This is a genomic window from Bradyrhizobium sp. Kon58 (assembly GCF_055807455.1).
On the sequence record NZ_JBVVOT010000008.1, the window covers coordinates 165,873 to 191,470 of the forward strand.

The window sequence follows — 25,598 nt, forward strand, 5'->3', positions numbered from 1 at the left end:
GTTATGGCGGCGAAAACGCGCGTAGCGCGCACTACGGGGACGTCCAAGCGAGTGGCTCGGAAGCGCTCCGGGCCGACTGCCCGGTTGCGCAAGCGCAGCACCAAGCGGGTCGAGCCGGACGTCGTCCAGGCCGCGCTTGCCGCCTTTGCCCATGAGGTCCGCACCCCCCTGACCGGCATTCTCGCGATCAGCGACCTGCTCGCGACGTCGGATCTCGGGGAACGGGAAAGACGCTGGGCCGACACGATCAAGGCCGGGGCCGAGCATCTGGCGAACCTTGCCACCCTGTTCGTCGATGCCGCCCGAAGTGGCAAGGGGACCGGAAAGACGGTCGGGGGTGGAAGCTCGCTGCGGCAGGATTTGTTCGACCTGCGGACGCTCGCCCGCAACGCCGGCGATTCGCTGGCCGGTCGCGCCGCGGCCAAGGGCCTCCAGGCCGAGGTCAATATCTCGGAGAAGCTGCCGGGGCTGGTGGTCGGTGATCCCGTCCGCCTGCGCGCCGCGCTCGAGAACCTGATCGACAATGCCGTGAAGTTCACCGAGCACGGCGGCGTGGCGCTCACGGTCGCGCCTTGGCGTTCCGCCAAGAGCAAGAGCAACAGCAAGGGCAACACCAAGAGCAAAGGCAAAGCAAAGAACAAGGGCAGCGTCGGTGTCGCCTTCGCGGTGTCCGACAGCGGCATCGGCCTCACCATGGCCGAGATCAAGCGGCTGTTCCGGCCGTTTACCCAAGCCAATGTCACCATTGCCTCGCGCTTCGGCGGCGCCGGCCTCGGCCTGTCCTCGGTGAAGCAACTGGCGCGCGCGATGGGCGGTGACATCACGGTCGCCCCTCGGCCCGGCGGCGGCGCCACCTTTACGTTGACGGTGTCGGTGGATGCCACGGGATCGGGCAAGTCCCGCAAGTCGAAGGGCGAAGCCGAGATGGATGCGGTCCCGGCGCTGCGCTTGCTCAGCGTCGAAGACAATCCGTTTGGCCGCGTCGTGCTCAACACCATCCTGACCGAGCTCGGACATCATGCCGAGTTCATCGGGCGCGGCGAGGACGCGGTGAACCGGCTCGCGCAGGGCGCCTTCGACGCGGTGCTGATGGATATGGTGCTGCCGGGCATCAATGGCGTCGAGGCGATCAGGCGGATCCGCACCATGGCGACGCCGCTGGCTCAGATCCCCATCATCGGGGTGTCCGGCCGCGGCGAAGACGAAGTCGCCTCACGCGAGGCCGGCGCCGACGCATTTCTGGTCAAGCCTGTGTCTCCGCGGGCGCTAGCGACTGCGCTGCTTGCAGCGACACGCCGTGAGGAAGCCGCGACTTGATGATCGCGGCATTGAGCTCGCCGCCGAAAACGAAGATCGCGGCGATGAAGTACAGGAACACCAGCGCGATGATCACCGAGGCGAGCCCCGCATACATCGTCACGTAATTGTTGGCGAAGCGTGCCAGATATTGCCCGAACACGATGCCGGATATCAGCGACGCCACGATGGTGAAGACGATGCCGGGCAGGATCTGGAGGAACCGGCGCCGTCCCGCCGGCAGCCAGGTATGCAGGATGATGAGCGCCACCACCAACGCGCCGACGGTGATGCCGTAGCGCAGCCAGGTGAGGATCCTCTCGTTGGATTCAACGAACAGGGGAATGTGGGCGCGCGCGGCCTCGATGAGCAGCGGCCCGAGCACGATCAGGAATGCCATGGCGAGCGCGGTGAAGGCCGCAATCAGCGTGTAGGCGATCGATTCCAGCCGTAGCCAGTACCAGGGCCGCATCTCCACGACCGCATAGGCGCGGTTCAGTGCGACCCGCAGCGCCTCGACGCCGTTGGAGGCGAAGTAGACCGACAGCACCGCGCCGATGGTGAATAGGCCGGTGCGGGTCGTGGTCAGCACGTCGTGGACTTCCCCCGAGATCGAATCCGCGACCTGCTTGGGCCAGACCTGGAGCATCAGGCTTGCAGCCTGGTCCGCGAGTTCCTTGGAGCCGAAGAAGCCGGCGAGCGAGGTCAGCACGATCAGGAACGGGAACAGTGCCATCAGCGTCGACAGAGCGATGTGGCTCGCGATCGCCCAGCCATCGTCGGCCAGGAACGTGTAGAACGCGTCCATCGCGACGACGTAGATGGCACGGATTGCCTTCACGCACCACCTGCACTGCAGTTGTCGTTTCCGCTTCCCGCGCGGGGGAAACGCATTCCGACCTCTCGCCGCAGGCGGGGAGAGGCGAAGAGGATGGGCAATTCGCGCAAATCGGAAATCATCCAGCTAGCTTCTGATATTATTGGCTTAAAAGCCAGATCGGGAACGCCATGGCGGACCGGCGCGGAGGGTGTTATTTACCCTCGAATGGCATCTCTTCTGAGTACTTTCATCCTGCCGATCGCGGTCGGCGCCGTGGCGTTGGTGCTGCTGCTCGGTCTCATCAACATGATGCGCGGCGGCTCGCCCAGCACTTCGCAGAAGCTGATGCGCTGGCGCGTGCTGCTTCAGTTCGTGGCGATCGTCATCGCGATGGTCGCCGTGTGGGCGATGGGGCGTTAACATGGTCGTGCTCAACCGCATCTATACGAAAACCGGTGACGACGGCACGACAGCGCTCGGCTCGGGCGAGCGCCGGCCGAAATACGATCTGCGCATCGAGGCCTATGGCACGGTCGACGAGACCAATGCCGCGATCGGCGTCGTCCGTCTGTACACAAAGGATGCGCCGGAGCTCGACGCAATGCTCGGGCGCATTCAGAACGATCTGTTCGACCTCGGCGCGGACCTCGCGGTGCCCGAACGTGAGGGCAAGGCGGAGCGGCTGCGGGTGGTCGCGAGCCAGGTCGAGCGGCTCGAGCGCGACATCGACGCGCTCAACGACAAGCTGGCGCCCCTGACCTCCTTCGTGCTTCCGGGCGGAACGCCGGCCGCTGCCACCCTCCATGTCGCCCGTACGATTTGCCGCAGGGCGGAACGCGTGATGGTGGAACTGGCGGCGCGGCCGGACGAGCCTGTGGGTACCGCTGGCATCCAGTATATGAACCGCCTGTCGGACTTCCTGTTCGTGGCGAGCCGCGCCGCCAATGACGGCGGCGGCGACGTGCTCTGGGTTCCGGGCCAGAATCGCTGACCCATTGGGCCGCGCATTTCTGGGCGCCAAAATTAGACCCCTTCGCGCGTTGACCGGGCCGGATCAGGCCTTTAGGTTCCGCGCCAGTTGATAAACCCCCTCCCAGATTGAGTGAAAGAGGATCGATGAAGGTCTTGGTGCCGGTAAAGCGGGTGGTCGATTACAACGTCAAGGTCCGCGTCAAGAGCGATGGATCGGGCGTTGAACTCGCCAACGTCAAAATGTCGATGAACCCGTTCGACGAAATCGCGGTCGAAGAAGCGCTGCGTCTGAAGGAAGCCGGCAAGGCGACCGAAGTCGTGGTGGTCTCCATCGGACCGGCGCAGGCGTCGGAAACGATCCGCACCGGTCTCGCCATGGGCGCCGATCGCGGCATCCTGGTGAAGGCCGAGGGCGCGGTCGAGCCGCTCGCGGTCGCCAAGATCCTGAAGAAGATTGCTGACGAAGAGCAGCCGGGCCTGATCATTCTCGGCAAGCAGGCGATCGACGACGACAGCAATCAGACCGGCCAGATGCTGGCCGCGCTGCTCAGCTGGTCGCAGGCGACCTTCGCCTCGAAGCTCGAGGTCGAAGGCAGCGACTTCAAGGTCACCCGCGAAGTCGACGGCGGCCTGCAGACCGTGAAGCTGAAGGGACCGGCGATCGTCACCACCGATCTCCGTCTCAACGAGCCGCGCTATGCCTCGCTGCCTAACATCATGAAGGCCAAAAAGAAGCCGATCGCGGACAAGACCGCCGCCGATTACGGCGTCGATCTCACCGCGCGCCTCGAGGTTCTCAAGACGACGGAGCCGGCGGGCCGCAAGGCGGGCGTCAAGGTCAAGGACGTCGCCGAGCTGGTGTCGAAACTCAAGAACGAAGCCGGGGTGCTCTGATGACGACGCTTCTGATTGCCGAACACGACAATGCGTCGCTCAAGGATGCGACCAACAAGGCCCTGACCGCGGCGGCCGCGCTTGGCGCGGACGTCGAGGTTCTGGTGGCCGGCGAGAATGCCAAGGCCGCGGCGGACGCGGCCGCAAAGCTTGCCGGTGTGAAGAAGGTGCTGCTCGCCGACGGCGCGCTTTACGCGCACGATCTGGCCGAGCCGCTGGCCGCGCTGATCGTCTCGCTGGCTCCCGGCTACGACGCCATCGTCGCGCCCGCGACCTCGCGCTTCAAGAACGTGATGCCGCGCGTCGCGGCCCTGCTCGACGTCATGCAGGTCTCGGAAATCACCAAGGTGGTCGCCCCCGACACCTATGAGCGTCCGATCTACGCCGGCAACGCCATCCAGACGGTGAAGTCGAAGGACGCCAAGAAGGTCATCACGGTGCGCACCTCCACTTTTGCCGCAGCGGGCGAAGGCGGCAGCGCGTCGGTCGAGAGCGTCGCGGCGGCGGCCGATCCGGGCCTGTCGTCCTTTGTCGGCGAGGAAGTCGCAAAGAGCGACCGTCCCGAGCTGACCTCGGCCAAGATCATCGTCTCCGGTGGCCGCGCCATGCAGAGCCGCGAGAATTTCGCAAAGTACATCGAGCCGCTCGCCGACAAGCTCGGCGCCGGCGTCGGCGCTTCGCGCGCGGCGGTGGATGCGGGCTATGCGCCGAACGACTGGCAGGTCGGCCAGACCGGCAAGGTCGTGGCCCCCGAGCTCTATGTCGCGGTCGGCATTTCCGGCGCGATCCAGCATCTGGCCGGCATGAAGGACTCCAAAGTGATCGTCGCGATCAACAAGGACGAGGACGCGCCGATCTTCCAGGTTGCCGATTACGGCCTTGTCGCCGACCTCTACCAGGCGGTTCCGGAGCTGACGGCCGAACTCGGCAAGCTCGGCAAGTAAAACGCGCTAAAACACCGGCCGGAGCTATAAACTCCGGCCGGTGTTGCTTTTTGAGGCGTTTTCTTTGGCGCGGGACACGCGTTCGAAGCGATCCAATCTAGGTTTCGAGGCCGGGTTCTGATTAAATCAGACCTCCCGGCTCAGGGGGATAGGCAGGCGCGGTTGATAGCGCGCCGTTCCGGTGGATGACATTATGGCGGCAGTAATCAAGAAGGTCGGCGTGATCGGCGCGGGGCAGATGGGCAATGGCATCGCGCATGTCGCTGCGTTGGCCGGCTTCGACGTGGTGCTCAACGACATTTCGACCGACCGCCTCAAGTCAGGCATGGCCACGATCAACGGCAATTTGGCGCGCCAGGTCTCCAAGAAGGCCGTCAGCGAGGACGACAAAGCCAAGGCGATGGCGCGTATCGTGGCTGGCGAAAAGCTGGACGATCTCGCGGACTGCGATCTCGTGATCGAGACCGCGGTCGAGAAGGAAGAGGTCAAGCGCAAGATCTTCCACGATCTCTGCGCCGTGTTGAAGCCGGAGGCGATCGTTGCCTCCGATACCTCCTCGATCTCGATCACGCGGCTCGCCGCCGCCACCGACCGGCCCGAACGCTTCATCGGCATTCACTTCATGAATCCGGTGCCGCTGATGGAGCTGGTGGAGCTGATCCGCGGCATCGCCACCGACGACCAGACCTTCGAGGCGTCAAAGGAATTCGTCGGCAAGCTCGGCAAACAGGTCGCGGTCTCCGAGGATTTTCCGGCCTTCATCGTCAACCGCATCCTGCTGCCGATGATCAACGAGGCGATTTACACGCTGTACGAAGGCGTGGGCAACGTCGAGGCGATCGACGCGGCGATGAAGCTCGGCGCGCACCATCCGATGGGCCCGCTGGAGCTCGCCGATTTCATCGGCCTCGATACCTGCCTGTCGATCATGCAGGTGCTGCATGAAGGTCTCGCCGATTCCAAGTACCGCCCGTGCCCGCTGCTGGTCAAATACGTCGAGGCGGGCTGGCTCGGTCGCAAGACCCAGCGCGGTTTCTACGACTACCGCGGCGCCAAGCCGGTTCCGACGAGATAAGGCGGTCTCGCGCCCCGGCTCTGCGTCGCGTCATTGCATGGCGCGCCGCGTCCGGAACACGGACAAAGCCCACCTAGGCGTTTCGTGGCAATTCATGTCCCGTTAACCGCTCGCGTCTAGGTTACGCGCGGTACGAGGGTTTGCGTAATGGACATGATGGCGATGGTCAGCAGCATGCTGGCCTCTCAGCAAGGCGCGCTGCAGTCGAATATCTCGGCGACGCTGATGAAGCAGAACGCGGATGCGGAGAAATCCACCGTCCTGACGCTGCTCGGCGCCGGACAGCCCTCGCTCGCCAATGTCGGCGCCGGCGTCGGCGGCAACCTCAACGTCACCGCCTAACATCACCGCTTAGAACGACGCGGCGGCTTTGCCCGTCGCAGCCCGGATCAGCTTGAGCGCATCTTCGCTCGCCCATTCCGCCGGCCCCGCGATCGTCGCGATCTCGCAGCCTTGGGGATCGACCAGCACCGAGGTGGGCATGCCCAAGGCTCGGCCTATCGCCTTAAGGTCTTGAAAAACCTTGGCTTTCTGATCGTTGAAATAGCCGAGCCTGATAAGATTGGCTTCTTTCAGGAACGTCTTGGGCTTCTCGGGGTCGCGGGTGTCGATATTGATCGCCACCACCTCGAAATTCGGGCCCGAAAGCTTGCCCTGGAGCTCGTCCAGCGCCGGCATTTCCTTGCGGCAGGGCACGCACCAGGTGGCCCAGAGGTTCACCAGCAGCGTCTTGCCGCGGAAATCCGACAGCTTCTTCGGCCTGCCGTCGGCGTCCTCGAAGGCCAGGTCCGGCAGCTTTAGCGGTGCGGTCGCCATGGTCAGCGCCGCCACCTCGCCATGGGCGAGCGGGCCGATCTTCTGCGCCGTGTTCACCGCCGCCCGGCAAGCGGGATCGCCGGATGGGGCCCGGCCCAGGCCCAGCCCGTACAGCGCGGCAAAGCCAGCCAGGCCCCCGACCACCACAGTGGCGATGACGACGGGGATGCGGCGCGTGGCCGACCGCGCTGTCCTTTGTTCGAGCCTATCGTTGGGGTCGAGCATATCGTTTGTCATCCGGTCGCAGATATGGCTATCAGAGGCCTCTTAATACGGCTGGCAGCCGTCAGCAAACGTGTGGCGGCGACAGGCAAGGCGTGAGCAGGGGATCATGAGCAACAAGATGTGGGGCGGCCGGTTCTCGGAACGTCCCGACGAGATCATGGAAGAGATCAACGTCTCCATCGACGTCGATCGGCACCTCTTTGCCCAGGACATTGCCGCGTCCAAGGCCCACGCCGCGATGCTGGCCGCACAGGGCATCATCACGGCCTCTGATGCGAAAAATATCGGCAAGGGTCTAGACACGATTTTGTCAGAGATCGGCAAGGGCACCTTCGAATTCAAGCGCGCGCTCGAGGACATTCACATGAATGTCGAGAGCCGCCTGTCCGAGCTGATCGGCCCCGCCGCCGGCCGCCTGCACACGGCGCGCTCGCGCAACGACCAGGTCGCGACCGATTTCCGTCTCTATGTCCGCGATGTCCTCGATGAGACCGACGCCTCGCTCGCCGCGTTCCAGCAGGCGCTGGTCGAGCGCGCGCTGGAGCATGCCGGGACGGTCATGCCCGGCTTCACGCACCTGCAGACCGCGCAGCCGGTGACCTTCGGCCACCATCTGCTTGCCTATGTCGAGATGGCCGCGCGCGATCGCGGCCGTTTCCAGGACGCGCGCAAGCGGCTGAACGAATCCCCGCTCGGAGCTGCAGCGCTCGCCGGGACCTCGTTCCCGATCGATCGTCACGGCACGGCGAAGGCGCTGGGTTTCGATCGTCCGATGGCCAACTCGCTCGATGCGGTCTCCGATCGCGACTTCGTGCTGGAGACGCTGTCGGCGGCCTCGATCTGCGCCGTGCACATGTCGCGCTTCGCCGAGGAGATCGTGATCTGGACCTCGCCGCTGGTCGCCATGATCCGCCTCAGCGACAAGTTCACCTCGGGATCCTCGATCATGCCGCAGAAGCGCAATCCCGACGCCGCCGAGCTGGTGCGCGCCAAGACCGGCCGCGTCATCGGCGCGCTCAATGGGCTGCTGATCGTGATGAAGGGCCTGCCGCTCGCCTATCAAAAGGACATGCAGGAGGACAAGCAGGGCGCCATGGAAGGCTTCGCCGCGCTGTCGCTCGCGATCCGCGCCATGACCGGCATGGTGCGAGATCTCGTGCCTGATGAAGCGAAGATGAAGGCGGCAGCCGGCGAGGGCTACGCCACCGCGACCGATCTTGCCGACTGGCTGGTGCGGACGCTGAAGATGCCATTCCGCGAGGCCCATCACGTCACCGGCCGCATCGTCGCGAAAGCCGCCGAGGGCGGCGTGGCGCTGCACGAGCTCCCGCTCAAGGAGATGCAGGCGATCGAGCCGAAGGTTACGAAAGACGTGCTTGGCGTGCTCTCGGTCGAATCGTCGGTCAAGAGCCGGACCAGCTTCGGCGGCACCGCGCCGAAGAACGTGGCGGCGCAGGCCAAGGCCTGGCTGAGGCGGCTGGAAAAAGAGCGAAAATTGGGCTGAGGGCAAAATTTCGCTTATGTTTCATGGTCATCCGGGTCTCGCCAGAGCGCGCCAATCTCTGTATGGTGCGCCGCGCGTAGTGGGGATTTCGTCGTGACGTCAAAGTTTCGCCCGGCCGGCTCGGGGTGGGCCATCATTGTCTTGAGCCTGACGGCGCTCGCGCTTGCCGGCTGTGGCCGCAAGGGCCCGCTGGATCTGCCGCCGACGGCTTCGAGCGCGTCCACGGCCAACGTCGCACCGCCGACCGACACCGAGGCCGAAGCCCAGAGGACGCCGAGCGTGTTCAATCCTACCTATGGCGCGGACGCCGCACCGGCGGCGACCAAGGGCAAAAAGAGACCGTTCATCCTCGACCCGCTCCTGGACGAAAGACCCAGCCGATAGGCTGGGGCAACTGAGCCAACGCCATGAACCATTTTGACTATCGCAACGGCGTGCTGCACGCCGAGGCGGTGAACCTGTCCGAGCTGGCTGCGACCGTCGGCACGCCGTTCTATTGCTATTCGACCGCGACGCTCGAGCGGCACTATCGCGTTTTCACCGACGCCTTCGCAGGCGAGAAGGTGCTGGTCTGCTACGCCATGAAGGCGAATTCCAACCAGTCGGTGCTGCGCACGCTGGCTAGGCTCGGGGCCGGCGCGGACGTGGTCTCCGGCGGCGAATTGAAGCGCGCGCTGGCCGCCGGCATTCCCGCAAACAAGATCCTGTTCTCCGGCGTCGGCAAGACGGAAGACGAGCTGCGCGCCGCGCTGGCCGCCGACATCCTCTGCCTCAACGTCGAATCCGAGCCCGAGCTCGAGCTGCTGTCGCGCGTTGCGACCGAGACGGGCAAGACCGCGCGGATCTCGATCCGCGTCAATCCCGACGTCGATGCCGGGACGCACGCAAAGATCTCGACCGGCAAGTCCGAGAACAAGTTCGGCATCCCGATCGCGCATGCCCGCGAGGTCTATGCCCGCGCCGCGAAGCTGCCGGGCATCGAGGTCACAGGCACCGACGTGCATATCGGCAGCCAGATCACCGACCTTTCCAAGATGGAGATCGCGTTCCGCATCCTCTCCGAATTTGTGCAAACGCTGCGTGCCGACGGCCACAACATCTCGCATGTGGATTTCGGTGGCGGTCTCGGCATTCCCTATTACATGGACCGCGAAGCGCCGCCGGCGCCCGACGCCTATGCTGCGATGGTCAAGCGCGTCAGCCACAATCTCGGTTGCACGCTGATGTTCGAGCCGGGCCGCATGATCGTCGGCAATGCCGGCATCCTGGTCGCCAAGGTGATCTATGTGAAGCATGGTGACGGCAAGAATTTCGTCATCATCGACGCCGCCATGAACGATCTGATCCGTCCGACGCTGTACGAGGCTCATCACGACATTCTGCCGGTGACGCAGCCGGCGAAGGGAGCCGCGACCATGATGGCCGACGTCGTCGGCCCGGTCTGCGAGACCGGCGACTACCTCGCGCTGGATCGCACGCTGCCGACGCCAAAGCCCGGCGACCTCATCGCCATCATGACCGCCGGCGCCTATGGCGCAGTGCAGGCCGGCACCTACAATACGAGACCGCTGGTGCCCGAAGTGCTGGTGAAGGGTGACCAGTACGCCGTCGTGCGTCCGCGCATCGAAGTCGAGCAACTGATCGCGATGGATACGCCGGCGCCGTGGCTGTGAGGCTGTGATTGTCCACGATGAGCGCAGCTACCGCTGCGCCCATCGCTGCATTGACCCCTACTTCTTGAACCGGTCCCTTATCGCGGCGAGGCCGGAATCATAGACGCCGCCGAGGGCATCGACCGCTTCCTTCTCCCGCCCCGGGTCGGGCGTGTAGGTGCCGGTCCATGTCACCACCGACGCGCCTTCACCCTTTGCCATGACCTTGATGGTCGACTTGTACTGGCTCACCGGCAGTGGGCTCGACAGGAACGCGTAGGAATAGCTGTAGTCTTTGTCGTTCCGCGCAGTCTGCGTCTCCACGAACGAAGCCTTGCCGTCCCTGGTGACGAGCGTCCGGGTTGGCGGCGACTTGCCGTCCACAATGCACTGCCCCACCGGCGGCAGCCAATCCTTGATCGCGCAGAACGGCCCGATGACGGACCACACCTCGGCCGCAGCACTGCTGACCTCGATGCTCCTCGTCAGATTGGCTGCGGACGCCGGCATGACGCCGACGCCCAGGCCGAGGGTGCAAATCGCGGCGCTGCGAACCGAAACGAGCAATCTGGAAGCCGCTGAATCGTATTTCTTCATGGTAATCTCCTGTGTCCGGCGGGCCGCGATTGCGGCGGCCGGCTTGCCAATGCCGGTCGAATAGACGCTCACCACGGTCCGCGGCCAGTTCAGAGAATGAATCGCTGCTGATACAGAAACTGAACTAGGAAGCCGCGCGCCGCGGCCCTAAGGTTGCGCCTTCGCTTGTCACGGAGGCCCGCATGACCATCGGCAGCTACAGGCAGTTCTGTCCGGTCGCGATGGCGGCCGAGATATTATGCACGCGCTGGACCGTCGTGCTGCTACGTGAACTCATTGCCGGCTCGACGCGCTTCAACGAGCTGCGCCGCGGCGTTCCGCGGATGTCGCCTGCTTTGCTCTCGCAACGTCTCAAGGAGCTCGAAGCCGCCGGCATCGTTACGCGCCGGGCGTCGGCTTCCGAGCGCGGTATCACCGAATATCTGCTGACCACAGCCGGACGCGAACTCGGCCCAATCGTGGAGGCGTTCGGCATCTGGGGCCAGCGCCGCATCGAGTCGGATCTGTCGCTTCAGCATCTCGATGTCCAGCTGTTGATGTGGGACATGCGGCGGAATTTGAACACCACGCCGATGCCGACTCGCCGCAGTGTGCTGCAGTTCGCCTATCCGGAATTGCCTTCGACGCAGCGATTGTGGTGGCTGATCGTCGATCCCGACGACAGTGTCGACCTCTGCTCGATTGATCCCGGTTTCGACGTCGACCTTTACGCGTCGGTTGATCTGCGCACCATGACGGCGATCTGGATGGGACTCGATACCGTGCGCGCGGCCGTCGCAAGCCGGCGGATGCTGCTCACCGGCGACCGGCAGCTTGCCGCAGCCATGCAAAGCTGGCTGGGCCTCAGCCCGTTCGCCAAGGAACGCAAGCTGGCGAGCTGATCCAGGGCGGCGCAATTCAGTATTTGTATCGCCCCGCTACAGTTCCCGTACTGGCGAGCCCGCGCCGTGTTCTGGCACCCAAGTGATGCCCGCCTGTATCAACGCGGAGCTGAACTCGAGCCAGGAGACACGACATGACAGCGTATCTGATCGCGGACATCAAAGTGACTGACGGAAAGTGGGTGCCGGACTACGCCGCGTCCGTCCACGAGCTGGTGCACAAGCATGGCGGCAAGTATCTTTCCCGCAGCGGCAATGTGAAAACCCTTGAAGGTGCCCCTCTCGACACCTCGCTGATCGCGATCATGTCGTTTCCAACGGCGAAGGCAGCAGAGTCCTTCGTCGCTGATCCCGCCTACGGCCGCTTCGCGGCAGCGCGCAGGGGCGGCAGCGAGAGCCGCTTCCAGTTGATCGACGATACCGACTTGGCCGGCACGATCCCCTATCTCGCCAAGGCTTGAACTGCGTCTTCGTCAGATCGATCCAAGGAGGACAGCGCAGCGCCGGTTGTCGGCGCTGCGTTCTCGTGTTGGCGCTAGCTGGGTGGCCTGCCGCCAACCACGACGCCCGCCTTCTTCTCGATCGGCTTGATCGCCGCGGTGAAATCGGACTCGGCGCCTTCCGCGCTGATGACCGTCTCCCACAACCGGCCGACCGCATCCGCGACCTCCATGGACAGGCCGAGTTGCTTCATCTCCTCCAGCGCCAGCCGCACGTCCTTCACCATCAGTCCCGTGGTGAAGCCGAAGTCGAAGCTGCGCGGCAGCACCGAGCGCGGAAACTTGTCGCGGCTCGCGGTGTTCATGCCGGAGCCGGCATTGATGACGTCGATCATCACGGCGGGATCGAGCCCGGCTTTGACGCCCATCACCACCGCTTCCGAGGTCGCCACCATGGCGGTTGCCGACAAGAAGTTGTTGGCGAGCTTCATGGTCTGCGCCGCGCCGGGCTTCTCGCCGATGAAGAACACTTTCCCGATGATGTCGAGCGCGGGCTTGAGCAGCTCGAACTCGGTCTTCGGCCCCGAGACCATCACCGCCAGCGTGCCCTTCTCCGCGCCGCCGACGCCGCCGGAGACGGGGCAGTCGATCTGCACGATGTCATGCTTGGCGAGCAGGCCGTGAATCCTCACCGCCATCGCTGAGCCGACCGTGGAGAGATCGATGAAGCGTTTGACGCGGCTTCCCTCGATCACGCCGTTCGGCCCCGTCGCAACCGCGAGCGAAGCCTGCAGCGAAGGCAGGCTCGCCATGACCGTCTCGACCTGGTCGGCGACCTCTTTCGGCGACGTCGCCGCAGTGGCGCCGCGCGCCACCAGTCTGTCGACGACCTCCTGGCGCGTGTCGAACACGACGAGCCGGTTGCCGGCCTCGATCAGCCGCCGCGCCATCGGGAAACCCATGTTTCCGAGGCCGATGAATCCGATGTCCATGGTGTTTCCTTGTGTTCTTCGTTGTTGGCGAGCGGTGCGCCCCTACATTCGGCGTCGTCCCGGCGAAGGCCGGGACCCATACCGCGTGATCTCTGTTTGGCGGATAGCGCACGTACCGATCAAGGTCAGGTAAAGTATAGTCATCGCCAAAGGGCTGCCTGTGGTTATGGGTCCCGGCCTTCGCCGGGACGACGTGGGAGAGAGCGTTAGTCTAGCTCACGCCTTGGCGTCGATCTCCGCGAACACCTCGCGTGCGATCCGAAAACTGTCGACCGCGGCCGGCATGCCGCCATAGATTGCGACCTGCATCAGGATCTCGCGGATCTCGTCGCGGCTGACGCCGTTGGTGAGTGCGCCCTTCAGATGCGCGCGGAATTCGTGCTGCCGATTGAGAATCGCGATCATCGCGATGTTGAGCATGCTGCGCGTCTTGCGCGGCAGCTCCTCGCGGCCCCACACTGTGCCCCAGCAATATTCGTTGAGCATCTCCTGGAACGGACGGTTGAAATCGTCGACGGTCTTCAGGGCGTTGTTGACATAGGCCTCGCCCAGCACCGCTTTGCGAACTTCCAGGCCCTTGTCGTGCATCTTCTTGTCCATGGCGTTTCCTTTGCTTCGCTTGCGGTTTTCTTGGCTGGCGGCGCGGAAATTACGGGGTTGCGGCGGGCCAGTCACGTCCTCGTGTTATGCGGGAAAAGGGGTGTCTCCCGTACAGGAACGGATGCCTCAGTGCTGCCGTTGTGGTACGCTTCTCTACCGGGCAACCTGGAGAGTTGATTGAACGGCGTCACCCCCGACCCGTCAGACCCGATCCGCGATGGCGACGCTCTGTCGCGGCTGAAGCTGGCGCAAGCCCTGCAGCGGGCCACTTATGCCATCGCGTGGGAGCGTGCCTGGCCGAATTTGGCGCGGCTTCTCACCGTCGTCGGTCTGTTCCTTGTGGTGTCCTGGGCCGGCCTCTGGCTGGCGCTGCCCTTCATTGCCCGCGCCATCGGGCTCGTGGTTTTCGCGGGCATCGCGATTGCCGTCCTGTTCCCGTTGAGTCGCTTTCGCTGGCCGAGCCGCGAGGAGGCGCTGGCCCGGCTCGATCGCGGCTCCGGCATCCGTCATCGGCCGGCTACCACGCTGACGGACACGCTGAGCTCGCAGGACCCGGTTGCGCAGGCATTGTGGCGGGCACAGCGTGAGCGCACGCTGGCTTCGATCAAGCGCATCCGCGCCGGTCTGCCGAAGCCCCGGCTCGCTCTGCATGATCCCTGGGCGCTGCGCGCGCTGGTCATGGTGATGCTGGTTGCGACCTTCTTCGCCGCTGGCGACGAGCGTGCGATGCGGCTCGGGGCCGCCTTCCACTGGAACGGCGTGCTGGCGCCGGCGAATGTTCGCGTCGATGCCTGGGTCACGCCACCGCTCTACACCGGCAAGCCGCCGGTCATCCTGTCGGCCGCGAACAAGGAGGCCGCCGCGCTGCCGGCCAGCGGCCCGCTCGCCGTTCCCGCAGGCTCGACCCTGATCGTTCGCTCCTCCGGCGGCAGCCTTGATGTTGTCGTCTCCGGCGGCCTCAAGGAAGTCGCGCCCACCGAAGCCGCGCCCAAGGGTACCAACGAGAAGCATTTTGCCATCGGCGGCGACGGCACCGCGCATGTCCGCGCACCCTCCGGCCAGCCGCAATGGGCGTTTGCGGCAACGCCGGACCGCGCGCCGACGATCGCGCTGGCCAAGGATCCCGAGCGCCAGGCCCGTGGCGGACTCCAGCTCACTTACAAGGTCGAGGACGATTACGGCGTCACCGGCGCCGATGCGCAAATCGGCCTGCGTCCCGTCGATGCCAAGGATGGCGTCAAGGATGGCAGCAAGGAGGCCGATACCAAGGCCGCCGCGCGGCCGCTATTCCAGCCGCCGCAATTCCCCCTCGTGCTGCCGAATGCGCGCACCCGCAACGGCGTCGGCCAGACGGTGAAGGACCTCAGCGAGGATCCCTATGCCGGCGCCGACGTCACGCTGACCCTCACCGCCAAGGACGAGGCCGGCAACGAGGCCAGGAGCGAGCCCTTCAACATGCGCCTGCCCGAGCGGCTGTTCACCAACTCGCTCGCGCGCGCGCTGGTCGAGCAGCGCCGCATCCTCGCGCTCGACGCCAACAAGAATTCGGATGTCTACGCCGCGCTCGACGCGCTGATGATCGCACCCGAATTGTTCACGCCGGATGCGGGCTGCTATCTCGGCCTGCGCAGCCTGGCGCTGCAGCTGGAAGCCGCCCGCACCGACGACGCGATGCGCGATGTGGTGAAAAGCATGTGGGCGTTCGCGGTCACCATCGAGGACGACGGTGTCGCCGGCAGCGTCAACGCCGCGCTGCGCTCGGCCCAGGATGCGCTCAAGCGGGCGCTGGAACGCGGCGCCAGCGAGGACGAGATCAAGGCGCTGACGCAAAAGCTTCGCGAGGCGATGGCCGGCAAGGTGCGCGATCTCGCCCGGCGCGCCGAGCAGAATCCGCTTGGGCCCCGGCAGCCTTTCCCGGCAGAGGTTCAGCTCATCCTCGACAAGTCCGTCGAGCTGAAACAAAAGACCCAGAACGCCACGCCCGAGCAGCTCGAAGAGCTGGCGAAGCAGCAGGACGCGTTGCGCGAGCAGCTTCAGGCCTATCGCAAGTCGGCGAACAACCGGGCGAAGCCGGGCAACGACGGTGCCAACCAGTCGACGCGAGACCGTAAATGCGGAAGCTAGCACGCGTGCCAGTCTTGAAGGCGATCTCGATCGCCTGCCTCGCTTTCCTGTTGGGAGGCGTCTCGCCCGTGGCTGCCCAGCAGGATCAGGATGTCGATGCCCTGCTCGATGGCGCTGAAAAGGCGATGCAGGATTCCGGCGACAGCCTCAGGCAGAAGGAATCCGGCAAGAGCCTGAACAATCAATCCGATGCGATTCAGAAGCTCGAGGACTACAAGCGCGCGACGGAAAAGAGCCAATCCTCCAATCGCGATCGTTCCGTCATCACGCAGCGCGACTTGGACGAATTGCTGAAGCAAATCGAGAAGGCGGCGCGCGAAGGCAATAAAGAAGCGGCCCAGCGCATGCTCGAGCAGCTCGCGCAGATCATGGAAAACCTCCAGATGGCGCAGCCCGGGCAATCCGGCGACAGCGACATGGAGCAGGCGCTCAACGAGCTAAGCGACATGATCCGCAAGCAGCAGCAATTGCGCGACAAGACTTTCAAGCAGGGGCAGGATTCCCGGCGTGAGCGCTCGCGCGGCAAGCAGCAGGGCGACCAGTCGATGTCGGACCTCCAGCAGGATCAGCAGTCGCTGCGCGACCGGCTGAAGAAGCTGCAGGACGAGCTCGCCAAGCGCGGCCTCACGCAGAAGGGGCAAAAAGGCCAGAAGAGCCAGGGCCAAAAAGGGCAAAAGGGTCAGCAGGGCGAGCAGGGACAGCCGGGCCAGGATGGCGATCAGGACGGCGATCAGGGCGATGACGACGGCAGTCTGGACGCTGCCGACGGGGCCATGGGCGATGCCGGCTCGCAGCTCGGAGAAGGCAATTCGGACGGTGCCGTGGACGCGCAGGGGAAAGCGCTCGAGGCCTTGCGCAAGGGCGCGCAGAAGATGGCCGAGGCGATGCAGCAGGGCGATGGCGACGGGCAGGGCGATGGTCCCGGCAACCGGCCCGGCCGTCAGCAGAGCGGCGGCAATCAGACCGATCCGCTCGGTCGCCCGCTTCACGGCCGCGATCTGAGCGACGACTACACGGTCAAGATCCCCGGCGAGATCGACGCCCAGCGCGTCCGCCGCATCCTCGAGGAGCTCCGCCGCCGCTTGGGGGATAGCTCGCGCCCGCAGATCGAACTCGACTACATTGAGCGGCTGCTGAAGGATTTTTGAGGCTGTCGCAGCTCTCGTAGCCCGGATGAGCGAAGCGATATCCGGGGCCGCCGGTCCCGCATGTCGCTGCGCTCATGCGGGCTACAAGCTACGAACCCGCCTGCTACCCCTTCTTCGCCGCCAGCGCATCCGCCACCGCCGTGCGGATGTCGGCGACCGAGAACGGCTTGGTCACGACATCATGCACCAGCGCATTGAGGTTCGAGGCGCGCTCGCGCTGGTCGGCAAAGCCGGTCATCAGCAGAATGGTCAAATCGGGGAAATCGCGTGCGACGGAAAGCGCCAGCGCGATGCCGTCCATCACCGGCATCTGGATATCGGTGAGCAGCAGGTCGAACCCGCCGTCCGCGCGCGTGAGGATTTCCAGCGCCTCGGCGCCGTCTTGCGCGGTGACGATTTCGTGCCCGTCCATGGCGATGGCGCGCGCCACCAGCTGGCGCATCGAATCCTCGTCGTCGGCGATCAGAATCTTGGACATGAGACAAACCTTGGGATCAATCTCGCCACCAATTTTGCCTGCGAGACCTGCGAAATCGATTATACGCTGCCACCGGCGATGTCGCGCCGGTTGAAGAAGCGAACGTCGATATTGCGGCCCTCCGGCGGCGGCGAGGCCAGGCGCGAGCGGAAGAAGGCGCGCTCGCCGGGCTGTAGCACGGTCTGTTCCAGAACCGCGTTCCAGGCGTAGATTTCCGCGCCTTGCGCGTCGCGCACCGCGAAGCGCAACCGGGGAATGTCGAGCGGCTTCTTGCCTTGGCCTACGATCACGCCCTCGATCACCAGCACCTGCTTACCGTCCACGGTCTCGCTGGAGAGCTTGACGTCCTTGAAGGCCAGTGCGCGCAGGTTAACTTCAAGGCCGACCATCCGGTAGAAGGCGGCCGTCTGCGGCAGCAGCCGCACCATGTCGCCGCGCCAGATCACCAGCGCCAGCACCAGCGCGCCCATGGCGGCGCAGGCGGTCGGCAGGCCGAAATGGGATTTTCGTGGGGCCGCGGTGGCCACCGGACGGCGCACTCGGGCGCCGCGGCGGCGGCCGAACAGGCCACGGAACCAGGACTGGTGCTGTTCGCCGACGACTTCCTCCTCGACGGACCGGGCGGCCGCGGACCATTCGTCGTCGGTGTCGCTGGTTTCCTGGTCCGGCCAGTCGCTGGCGATCGAGGGGCTGTCAACGACAGGCGCGTCAGCGGCGCCGTCGTCCTGGGCATAGGAGTTCCACTGCTCGGCGAGATCGGACTGGTCGTCGGCCCGGCTGGCCGCGGCCATGGCCGGGACAGATGCCTCCTCGATGGCATCCTCGGCATGGGCGACCCAGGTTTCCTTGCAACGGGAACAGCGCACGGTCCGTCCGTTCGTCCCCAGGCTCGCGGGCTTGATGGCGTAGGATGTCGTACAATGAGGGCAGACGATATGCATGGACGAGCCTTGATGCATGGCCAAGTCGTGACGGTGACACGGTCGCGGAGAACCGAGCGGGAAAGATGCTACCAATTATGCTACAGGACGACCGTTAACGAACCGGAAACCATAACGGCCGCAAAACCCGCTGATCGCGTGGGGCGGAGCACAGCCGTGCGGCCCGCGGCCTCTCTCGAACGGAGCTGAGCTTGGTTCGGTTCGAAAATGTCGGATTGCGTTACGGCCTGGGGCCCGAGGTCCTGCGCGACCTCAACTTCCAGATTCCGGCGCATTCCTTCCAGTTTCTCACCGGCCCGTCCGGCGCCGGCAAGACCTCATTGCTGCGCCTGTTGTTCCTGTCGCATCGCCCGACGCGCGGCCTCGTCAATTTGTTCGGTCACGATATCTCGCAACTGGGCAAGGACGAGATCGCAGACTTGCGCAAGCGCATCGGCATCGTGCTCCAGGATTTCCGCCTGCTCGACCACATGACGACCTATGAGAACGTCGCGCTGCCATTCCGCGTCATGGGTCGCAGCGAATCGAGCTACCGCAAGGAGGTCATCGACCTCCTGAAATGGGTCGGGCTCGGCGAGCGCATGGACGCGCTGCCGCCGATCCTGTCCGGCGGCGAGAAGCAGCGCGCGGCGATCGCGCGCGCCGTGATCTCGCGGCCGCAGCTGCTGCTGGCCGACGAGCCGACCGGCAGCGTCGATCCGACGCTCGGCCGCCGCCTGCTGCGGCTGTTCATCGAGCTCAACAAGTCTGGCACCGCCGTCATCATCGCCACCCACGATATCGCCCTGATGGACCAGTACGAGGCGCGACGCTTCGTGCTGCACCAGGGACGGCTGCACGTCTATGAGTAGGCCCGACGAGCGCGGCGTGCTGGTCGATCTCGGACAGGAAGGGCCGCCGCTTCCGGCCCGGGCGCGCAACATGTCGCCGATCGTGCCGCGCGCCTCGATCCACGGCCGTGCGCTGGTCGCCGTCGTCGCCATCATGACCTTCCTGGCGTCGATGACGACCGGCACGGTACTGCTGGTGAGCGCCTCCGCCGCCGAATGGCAGTCGGATGTTGCGAGCGAAATCACCATCCAGGTCCGCCCGCAGACCGGCCGCGATCTCGAACGCGACACCGCGGCGGTGACCGAGGCCATGCGCGCGCAAGCCGGCATCGTCGAAGTCAAGCCGTTCACGAAGGACGAGAGCGGCAAGCTGCTCGAGCCCTGGCTCGGCACCGGGCTGTCGATGGACGATCTGCCGGTGCCGCGCATGATCATCGCGCGCGTGCAGCCCGGCACGGCGCTCGATCTCGGCGCTCTGCGCGCCCGCGTGACCCAGGTGGCGCCAAGCGCCAGCGTCGACGATCACCGCGCCTGGATCGAGCGCATGCGCTCGATGACCAACGCCACCGTGCTCGCCGGCCTCGGCATCCTCGCGCTCGTCATCGTCGCCACCATCATCTCGGTGTCGTTCGCGACCCGGGGCGCCATGGCGGCGAACCGTCCGATCGTCGAGGTGCTGCATTTCGTCGGCGCGGGCGACCGCTATATCGCCAACCGCTTCCTGCGTCATTTCCTCAGGCTGGGGCTGGAGGGCGGCGTGATCGGCGGCGGCGCCGCCATGCTGGTGTTCGGCTTCTCGGAGTCGATTGCAGGCTGGTTTTCCGGCACCCCGGTCGGCGACCAGTTCGCCGCGCTGCTCGGCACCTTCTCGCTGCGGCCGTCCGGCTACATCGTGCTCGCGGTGCAGGCCGTGCTGATCGGCGCCATCACCGCGGTCGCCTCGCGCCAGACGCTGTTCGCGACGCTGAATGATGTCGATTGAAATGGTTTTCTTCCTTCTCCCCTTGTGGGAGAAGGTGGCGCGAAGCGCCGGATGAGGGGTTCTATCCACGTGCACGAACGTCGAGGCGAGTTCGCGGAGACATACCCCTCACCCGTCTCGCCGCTATCGCGGCGAGCCACCCTCTCCCACAAGGGGAGAGGGGAAATCTACTTCGCGGCCCCAGTGCTTCGCCACATCGATTGAGGCCGACAAACCGGACTCCACTTCGCCTCAAAACGTCCTAAAATCATCTCTGGGAAGGGATCACCGACATCGCATGACCGCGCCGACCGACGATCGATCGCCGAAACTGCCGCGCGGCTGGTTGCGCGCGGCCGTGATGTCGACGATTGCGCTCGCCTTCGTCGGCGCGGCGGCGGGCTTCATTGCGTTTCTGTCGCAATTGCGCGGCGCCGAGATCGCGCCGGACCGCAAAGCGGACGGCATCGTGGTTCTGACCGGCGGCTCCTCGCGGGTGTCGGATGCGATGGAGCTGCTCGCTGCCGGCTACGGCAGGAGGCTCCTGATCTCCGGCGTGCACCCGACCTCGACGGCGAGCGACATCTCCCGGACGCTGCCGGAGAACCAGTCCTTCATGCGTTGCTGCGTCGATCTCGACCGCACCGCGGTCTCGACCCGCGGCAATGCCGCGGAAGCGCGGCGCTGGGCCGCGGGACGCGGCTTCAAATCGCTGATCGTGGTCACCTCGAACTATCACATGCCGCGCGCGCTGGTGGAATTCTCGCATGCGATGCCGGAGACGACACTGATCCCGTTCGTGGTGGTCGGCGACAAATGGCGCGAGGAGCCGTGGTGGACCTCGGCGTCCACCTTGCGGCTGCTGCTGTCGGAATATGTCAAGTACATCGCGGCCGAGCTCAGGGTGCGGCTGGAGGATTTCGGGATTGACCTTTCGCCCGAGATGTCGGAGCAGCCTTCCGGGCTGCAGCCGAAGCGGCCCGCCACCGCACAGGCCAATTGATCGGCAATGGATCGGCAATTGATCGGATCCTCGATGTTCTTGATTTTCCTGCGATCGCTCGTCTTCAACGTGCTGTTCTACACCGTGCTGGTGTGCCTCGCGATCGTGGCGCTGCCGACCTTCGCATTGCCGCCGCGCGCCATGCTCACGGTCGCGCAATGGTGGGCGAAGGCGACGCTGTTCCTGATGCGGGCGGTCTGCAACATCAAGGTGGAATTCCGCGGCCTCGACAAGATTCCGACGGGACCATTGGTCGTCGTGGCGAAGCACCAGTCGTTCTGGGAGACGTTCGTCTTGCCGGGCTTCTTCGACCGTCCGATTTTCATCCTCAAGCGTCAGCTCATGCAGATCCCGGTGTTCGGTCAGTTCCTGGTCAAGACCGGAATGATCGCGATCGACCGCAATGCCGGCGTCAAGGCGCTGCTGGACATGACACGGCGGGCGCGGGAGGCGGTGCGCAGCGGCGGGCAGCTCGTGATCTTTCCCGAAGGCACGCGCCGCGCTCCGGGCGCGCCACCGGACTACAAAAGCGGCTTCGCGCAGATCTATTCGTCCTGCGGCGCGCAGTGCCTGCCGATCGCGCTCAATTCGGGCCTGTTCTGGCCGCGCCGAACCTTCATGCGCTATCCCGGCACGCTGGTGGTGGAATTCCTCGATCCGCTGCCGCCGGGCTTGCCCAAGGACGAGTATCTTTCCCGTGTGCAAACGGCGATCGAAGACGCGACCGGCCGCCTCGTCGAAGCGGGCCGCAAGGAGCAGGAACAGCTGATCGGCTCGGCGCCGAGCTATGCGCCGTTGGAGAGCTAGCGGTTTTCCCGATCGTCCGTCGGAGCCGGCGCGTGCGGAGAATGCGCATCACCATGCAGCATCATGGCAAGCTGATGCAGCGGCGCGTCGCGAAAACCTTCGGCCTCGATCGCCTTCACCGTCGCGGTCACGTAGTCGCGATTGGCGCCGGACTGGCCGTGGCCCTGGAGCACGTGGCGATGCTGGTCGGTGAGCGACAGCCGGCCGGCATATTGCACATGGCCGCGGTCGACGACATAGGCGAGCGCGGAGACGCGCTGCCGCGCGTCGTTCTCCAGCCACACCGAGCGCATGACCTCGCGATAGACCGACGTCACCTGCTCGCGCGCGCGCAAATAGGCGACGACGTCGGCGCGTTTCTTTTCGGCGACGCGGAAGGCGATGCCGCGGCAGGCGCCGCCGCGGTCGAGGCCGAGCACCAGACCCGGCTTCTCCGGCGTGCCCCGGTGCACGAAGGAATAGACACAGAGCGCGCGGTGCTCGCCGACCAGCCGTGCCGGGACGCGCTCCTCGAATTCGAAGCCCGGCCGCCACATCAGCGAGCCGTAGCCGAACACCCAGAGGTCGCCTTTGGCAGTGGTGACGGAGGGGAGGGTGATTTCCGACATTTCGGGCACGGCTACCAGAACCGCGCTCCCAAGCGAAGCGAATTCTCCGCCTTTCGGAGCACGCCAAGCTCGCTTACATTTGACAAAATCAGGGGTCAAAGGGTCGCCGCATGTCCGATATGACCGTTGCCGCACGCCGGCGCTCCCGCTGGGGCCTTTTCATCGCCCCTGTCATCCTCCTGATCCTCGCGGTGGCGTGGAGCGGCTTCTGGTTCTATGCGGCGTCGCAGGCCGAAATCGCCGCCGATGCCTGGCGCGCGCAGGAGGCCAAATCCGGCCGCGTCTATGATTGCGCCAAGCGCTCGATCGCGGGCTTCCCCTTCCGCTTCGAGGTCCAGTGTTCGGGCGCCAGCGTCGCCCTGGTGTCGCAGAATGCCAGCAAGACGCCGTTCACGGCGAAGCTCGACAACATCCTGGTCGTCGCCCAGGTCTACGACCCCAAGCGCGTCATCGCCGAATTCACCGCACCCGCGACGCTCACTGACGGCGTGACGCAAAGCACCTTCGTGGTGAACTGGAGCAAGGGTCGCAGCAGCGTGGTCGGCCTGCCCGCCGTGCCGGAGCGCGCCTCGATCGTGTTCGAGGAGCCGACCGTCAATCGTGTCGACGGCAGTGTGCAGGTGCCGCTCGCGCGCGCGAAACAGGTCGAGCTGCATGGACGCCTCGCGGATGGATCGCCGTCCGATCATCCAGTGATCGAGACCGTGCTCCAGATCGCGCAGGGCAGCATTCAGGGTGTTCATCCGCTGCTCGCCGAGCCGTTCGAGGCCGACACGCGGGCGAAGATCACCGGACTGTCCGACCTCACGCCAAAGCCGTGGCCGCAGCGCTTCCGCGAGATCCAGGCCGCCGGCGGCCATATCGAGATCGTGCAGTCCCGGATCCAGCAGGGCGAGATGATCGCGGTTGCGGCTGGCACGCTCGGGCTCTCGGCTAACGGCCGTCTCGACGGCGAATTGCAGATGACGGTGACGGGCCTCGAGCGCGTGATCCCCGCGCTCGGCATCGAGAAGATGCTGGAGGAGGGGGTCCCGCAGGCGACCCTCGATCGCGTCGCGCCCGGCGTGAAGTCGCAGGACCTCAACAATCTGTTCGGTGCGCTCGACCGCGCCGTTCCCGGCCTCGGCAAGGTCATCAAGCAGAACGCCAATGCCGGCGTTGCCGCCGGCATCAATTCGATCGGCACCGAGAGCACGCTGGAAGGCAAGAAGGCCCGCAGCTTCCCGCTGAAGTTCGCCGATGGCGCCGTGCTGCTCGGCCCGGTCAAGGTCGGCCAGATCCCGCCGTTGTATTAAGCCGTGAATTCATAATCTGCCGGGCGGACAGCTTGGTCCGCCTGATGCGTTCGAAGCTGTGAACAGATGGCGTCCGAAGCGCTTCTTGTTGGCGCCGGTGACGCAACCTGTGGGGTCCTCTCCGGCGTCGGGCGAGGAGTGTATTAGTTGCGGCTGGACAGGTAGCGCTCTGCCGCCCTATTGAAGGCCAACTGACGGCTTTAAAGTCGCGCCCAAATTATCTGGGGTTCGGGGGAAACAATGCACGCATTGAATTGTCTCGTCGCAGCATCGCTGCTTGTCGCCTCGCTTCAGACCGCAACCGCCAAGGATGGCGAACATTGGGTGGTGTCCTGGACGGGCGCGGTTCAGGGCCCATACCCCGTCGGCAATCCGTCTGCCCAGCCCGAACAGAAATTCGCGTTTCCCGAGCCTGCGGCCGGTGCGCGGGACCAGACTTTTCGCCTGATGGTTCGGCCGGATATCTGGGGCCGTCAGGCCCGCATCCGGCTCAGCAACGCCTTCGGCACCAAACCCGTCACGTTTGACGGCGTTTACGTCGGCCTGCAATCGGGCAGTGCCGCGTTGATCCGCGGCTCCAACACTCCCATTACGTTCGCCGGCACGGCTTCCGTTACGGTGTCGCCGGGGAATTCGGTCTGGAGCGATGCGATCGCGCTGCCGTTTGCAAAGCGGCCTGATGACCTCGCCGGCCGCCGGCTTGCGGTCAGTTTTCATGTCGCCGGCCAGAGCGGTCCGATGACCTGGCACGCCAAAGCGCTGACCACTTCCTATGTCAGTGCGCCCGGCGCCGGCGCGAAGGGCGCCCTCGAAGACGAGGCTTCCTTCCCCTATGCGACTGCGTCGTGGTTCTTTCTCGATGCGATCGAGATGACTGCGCCTGCCGATGCCTTCGCCATCATGGCGTTTGGGGATTCGATTACCGACGGGACCGCTTCAACCATGAATGGCGACGATCGCTGGCCCAACGTGCTGTCGCGTCGCCTGAAGGCGGTCTACGGCAACAAGGTCGCCGTCGTGAATGGCGGCATCGGTGGCAACCAAATCGCGGGCCCCGCCGAATATGGTCCCGACAAACCGTACGCGGGCGGCCCCGCTTCGGGCCAGCGGCTCGATCGCGACGTGCTGTCGCTGTCCGGCATATCGAGCCTGATCTGGCTGGAAGGCATCAACGATTTCAGCAAGAACGGCAATTTTACCGCCGATCAGGTCATCACCGCGATGAAGGACGGCGTCGCGAGGCTACGTGCAAAATGGCCGCAAGCCCGGATCATCGGCGCCACCGTCGTTTCGGCATTGGGCAGCACCAGCGCGGCGCATGGTTTTCCCGAGCAGGATGACAAGCGCAAGGCGCTCAACGCATTCATCCGTAGTTCGGGGACATTCGACGGTGTGATAGATTTTGATCGCGCGACGCTCGATCCGGCCTCGGGTGGCCTCAAGCCGGAGTTCGTTCCCGAAAGCACGACTGGCGGCGCCGGCGACAAGCTTCATCCCAACCGCACTGGATATCTGGCGATGGGACAGGCCATCGACCTCGATCTGTTCAAGCCGGCAAAGTTTGGTCGCAGCGCGAAGCAGTAGGATGAATTCAGAGTCGCCTCTCTCCATTCAGCGCCCTCAGCTGTCGTAACTCCCTCCATGCGGATTACGAGCTGAACTCACGGCCGCTTCGCCGGATCGTGATGACCCGCC

General features: G+C 65.1%; 28 protein-coding genes. 20 read left to right on the plus strand and 8 right to left on the minus strand.

All coding sequences use genetic code 11. The annotated features are described in order from the left end of the window. Positions 1 to 3: 3 nt before the first annotated feature. The gene (locus AC0L20_RS16735) at positions 4 to 1,317 is read left to right on the plus strand and encodes an ATP-binding protein (protein WP_473289801.1); all 1,314 of its coding nucleotides are present in this window, start codon (positions 4 to 6) and stop codon (positions 1,315 to 1,317) included. On the opposite strand, the gene AC0L20_RS16740 is transcribed toward AC0L20_RS16735, so the two are convergent. Next, positions 1,244 to 2,137, minus strand: a complete 894-nt coding sequence (locus tag AC0L20_RS16740) for a YihY/virulence factor BrkB family protein (protein WP_473289803.1) — start codon at positions 2,135 to 2,137, stop codon at positions 1,244 to 1,246. The genes AC0L20_RS16735 and AC0L20_RS16740 overlap by 74 nt on opposite strands. A 204-nt stretch (positions 2,138 to 2,341) precedes the next feature. On the opposite strand from AC0L20_RS16740, the gene AC0L20_RS16745 reads away from it, so the two are divergent. The 6 genes from AC0L20_RS16745 to AC0L20_RS16770 all read left to right on the plus strand — a co-directional run bounded on the left by AC0L20_RS16745 (position 2,342) and on the right by AC0L20_RS16770 (position 6,343). Then, positions 2,342 to 2,536 carry a twin transmembrane helix small protein gene (locus tag AC0L20_RS16745; protein ID WP_247427614.1) on the plus strand — a complete coding sequence of 65 codons (195 nt, stop codon included), beginning with the start codon at positions 2,342 to 2,344 and terminating at the stop codon, positions 2,534 to 2,536. A gap of 1 nt (position 2,537) precedes the next feature. Beyond that, entirely contained in the window at positions 2,538 to 3,107 is a 570-nt protein-coding gene (locus AC0L20_RS16750) for a cob(I)yrinic acid a,c-diamide adenosyltransferase (protein WP_456767535.1), read from the plus strand. 125 nt (positions 3,108 to 3,232) lie between these two features. Beyond that, on the plus strand, positions 3,233 to 3,982 hold the full coding sequence (locus tag AC0L20_RS16755; protein ID WP_473289806.1) for an electron transfer flavoprotein subunit beta/FixA family protein: 750 nt from the start codon (positions 3,233 to 3,235) through the stop codon (positions 3,980 to 3,982). After that, entirely contained in the window at positions 3,982 to 4,926 is a 945-nt protein-coding gene (locus tag AC0L20_RS16760) for an electron transfer flavoprotein subunit alpha/FixB family protein (RefSeq protein ID WP_007597340.1), read from the plus strand. Before AC0L20_RS16755 ends, AC0L20_RS16760 begins: the two co-directional genes overlap by 1 nt. Before the next feature lie 193 nt (positions 4,927 to 5,119). Next, the gene (locus AC0L20_RS16765) at positions 5,120 to 6,001 is read left to right on the plus strand and encodes a 3-hydroxybutyryl-CoA dehydrogenase (RefSeq protein WP_456767537.1); all 882 of its coding nucleotides are present in this window, start codon (positions 5,120 to 5,122) and stop codon (positions 5,999 to 6,001) included. A gap of 147 nt (positions 6,002 to 6,148) precedes the next feature. Then, positions 6,149 to 6,343, plus strand: a complete 195-nt coding sequence (locus AC0L20_RS16770; protein WP_354104436.1) for a hypothetical protein — start codon at positions 6,149 to 6,151, stop codon at positions 6,341 to 6,343. A 9-nt stretch (positions 6,344 to 6,352) separates the two neighbouring features. On the opposite strand, the gene tlpA is transcribed toward AC0L20_RS16770, so the two are convergent. Beyond that, the gene (gene tlpA / locus AC0L20_RS16775) at positions 6,353 to 7,042 is read right to left on the minus strand and encodes a thiol:disulfide interchange protein TlpA (protein ID WP_456767538.1); all 690 of its coding nucleotides are present in this window, start codon (positions 7,040 to 7,042) and stop codon (positions 6,353 to 6,355) included. Positions 7,043 to 7,148: 106 nt separating this feature from the next. Between tlpA and argH the strand changes: the two genes are divergently transcribed. The 3 genes from argH (at position 7,149) to lysA (ending at position 10,219) form a co-directional block, all read left to right on the plus strand. Then, positions 7,149 to 8,546 (plus strand): argininosuccinate lyase, encoded by a 1,398-nt coding sequence (gene argH / locus AC0L20_RS16780; RefSeq protein WP_473289810.1) that lies wholly within the window; start codon positions 7,149 to 7,151, stop codon positions 8,544 to 8,546. A gap of 93 nt (positions 8,547 to 8,639) precedes the next feature. Further along, a complete protein-coding gene (gene lptM / locus AC0L20_RS16785; protein ID WP_473289812.1) occupies positions 8,640 to 8,930 on the plus strand; it encodes an LPS translocon maturation chaperone LptM in 291 nt (96 codons plus the stop codon). A gap of 23 nt (positions 8,931 to 8,953) precedes the next feature. Beyond that, positions 8,954 to 10,219: a diaminopimelate decarboxylase gene (gene lysA, locus AC0L20_RS16790; RefSeq protein WP_473289814.1), complete on the plus strand. Its 1,266-nt coding sequence runs from the start codon at positions 8,954 to 8,956 to the stop codon at positions 10,217 to 10,219. Positions 10,220 to 10,276: 57 nt separating this feature from the next. Here lysA and AC0L20_RS16795 read toward each other — a convergent pair whose 3' ends face one another. Continuing rightward, complete coding sequence (locus AC0L20_RS16795; RefSeq protein ID WP_473289816.1) at positions 10,277 to 10,795, minus strand: SRPBCC family protein; 519 nt, start codon at positions 10,793 to 10,795, stop codon at positions 10,277 to 10,279. A gap of 182 nt (positions 10,796 to 10,977) precedes the next feature. Here AC0L20_RS16795 and AC0L20_RS16800 point away from each other — a divergent pair, with 182 nt between their 5' ends. Further along, a complete protein-coding gene (locus AC0L20_RS16800) occupies positions 10,978 to 11,676 on the plus strand; it encodes a winged helix-turn-helix transcriptional regulator (protein ID WP_456767543.1) in 699 nt (232 codons plus the stop codon). Positions 11,677 to 11,810: 134 nt separating this feature from the next. Further along, positions 11,811 to 12,137 (plus strand): DUF1330 domain-containing protein, encoded by a 327-nt coding sequence (locus tag AC0L20_RS16805; RefSeq protein WP_219680482.1) that lies wholly within the window; start codon positions 11,811 to 11,813, stop codon positions 12,135 to 12,137. A 74-nt stretch (positions 12,138 to 12,211) separates the two neighbouring features. Here the strand turns inward: AC0L20_RS16805 and AC0L20_RS16810 are convergent, their stop codons facing one another. Both AC0L20_RS16810 and AC0L20_RS16815 read right to left on the minus strand, forming a co-directional pair. After that, positions 12,212 to 13,108: an NAD(P)-dependent oxidoreductase gene (locus AC0L20_RS16810; RefSeq protein ID WP_473289819.1), complete on the minus strand. Its 897-nt coding sequence runs from the start codon at positions 13,106 to 13,108 to the stop codon at positions 12,212 to 12,214. Between the two features lie 216 nt (positions 13,109 to 13,324). After that, positions 13,325 to 13,708 carry a carboxymuconolactone decarboxylase family protein gene (locus tag AC0L20_RS16815; RefSeq protein ID WP_007615302.1) on the minus strand — a complete coding sequence of 128 codons (384 nt, stop codon included), beginning with the start codon at positions 13,706 to 13,708 and terminating at the stop codon, positions 13,325 to 13,327. 177 nt (positions 13,709 to 13,885) lie between these two features. On the opposite strand from AC0L20_RS16815, the gene AC0L20_RS16820 reads away from it, so the two are divergent. Together AC0L20_RS16820 and AC0L20_RS16825 are read left to right on the plus strand one after the other, a co-directional pair. Continuing rightward, on the plus strand, positions 13,886 to 15,832 hold the full coding sequence (locus tag AC0L20_RS16820; protein WP_456767546.1) for a TIGR02302 family protein: 1,947 nt from the start codon (positions 13,886 to 13,888) through the stop codon (positions 15,830 to 15,832). Beyond that, positions 15,820 to 16,980 carry a DUF4175 family protein gene (locus AC0L20_RS16825; RefSeq protein ID WP_007597314.1) on the plus strand — a complete coding sequence of 387 codons (1,161 nt, stop codon included), beginning with the start codon at positions 15,820 to 15,822 and terminating at the stop codon, positions 16,978 to 16,980. The genes AC0L20_RS16820 and AC0L20_RS16825 overlap by 13 nt, the downstream gene beginning before the upstream one ends. 103 nt (positions 16,981 to 17,083) lie before the next feature. On the opposite strand, the gene AC0L20_RS16830 is transcribed toward AC0L20_RS16825, so the two are convergent. Together AC0L20_RS16830 and AC0L20_RS16835 are read right to left on the minus strand one after the other, a co-directional pair. Next, positions 17,084 to 17,458 carry a response regulator gene (locus AC0L20_RS16830; protein WP_063994095.1) on the minus strand — a complete coding sequence of 125 codons (375 nt, stop codon included), beginning with the start codon at positions 17,456 to 17,458 and terminating at the stop codon, positions 17,084 to 17,086. 59 nt (positions 17,459 to 17,517) lie between these two features. Further along, positions 17,518 to 18,399, minus strand: coding sequence for an MJ0042-type zinc finger domain-containing protein (locus tag AC0L20_RS16835; RefSeq protein ID WP_473289821.1), 882 nt, complete (start codon positions 18,397 to 18,399; stop codon positions 17,518 to 17,520). Between the two features lie 191 nt (positions 18,400 to 18,590). Here AC0L20_RS16835 and ftsE point away from each other — a divergent pair, with 191 nt between their 5' ends. From ftsE to AC0L20_RS16855, 4 genes are all read left to right on the plus strand, one after another. Beyond that, entirely contained in the window at positions 18,591 to 19,250 is a 660-nt protein-coding gene (gene ftsE / locus AC0L20_RS16840; protein WP_008135325.1) for a cell division ATP-binding protein FtsE, read from the plus strand. Then, entirely contained in the window at positions 19,243 to 20,211 is a 969-nt protein-coding gene (locus AC0L20_RS16845; RefSeq protein ID WP_027514144.1) for a cell division protein FtsX, read from the plus strand. The genes ftsE and AC0L20_RS16845 overlap by 8 nt, the downstream gene beginning before the upstream one ends. Before the next feature lie 277 nt (positions 20,212 to 20,488). Then, complete coding sequence (locus AC0L20_RS16850) at positions 20,489 to 21,193, plus strand: YdcF family protein (protein WP_007597307.1); 705 nt, start codon at positions 20,489 to 20,491, stop codon at positions 21,191 to 21,193. Positions 21,194 to 21,226: 33 nt separating this feature from the next. Then, positions 21,227 to 22,000, plus strand: coding sequence for a lysophospholipid acyltransferase family protein (locus AC0L20_RS16855; RefSeq protein ID WP_473289824.1), 774 nt, complete (start codon positions 21,227 to 21,229; stop codon positions 21,998 to 22,000). Here the strand turns inward: AC0L20_RS16855 and AC0L20_RS16860 are convergent. Next, positions 21,997 to 22,608: a gamma-glutamylcyclotransferase gene (locus tag AC0L20_RS16860; protein WP_473289826.1), complete on the minus strand. Its 612-nt coding sequence runs from the start codon at positions 22,606 to 22,608 to the stop codon at positions 21,997 to 21,999. The genes AC0L20_RS16855 and AC0L20_RS16860 overlap by 4 nt on opposite strands. 110 nt (positions 22,609 to 22,718) lie before the next feature. Here AC0L20_RS16860 and AC0L20_RS16865 point away from each other — a divergent pair, with 110 nt between their 5' ends. Further along, on the plus strand, positions 22,719 to 23,903 hold the full coding sequence (locus AC0L20_RS16865) for a DUF2125 domain-containing protein (protein WP_473289828.1): 1,185 nt from the start codon (positions 22,719 to 22,721) through the stop codon (positions 23,901 to 23,903). A gap of 240 nt (positions 23,904 to 24,143) precedes the next feature. Continuing rightward, entirely contained in the window at positions 24,144 to 25,487 is a 1,344-nt protein-coding gene (locus tag AC0L20_RS16870) for a GDSL-type esterase/lipase family protein (protein WP_473289830.1), read from the plus strand. The last annotated feature ends 111 nt before the right edge of the window (positions 25,488 to 25,598 follow it).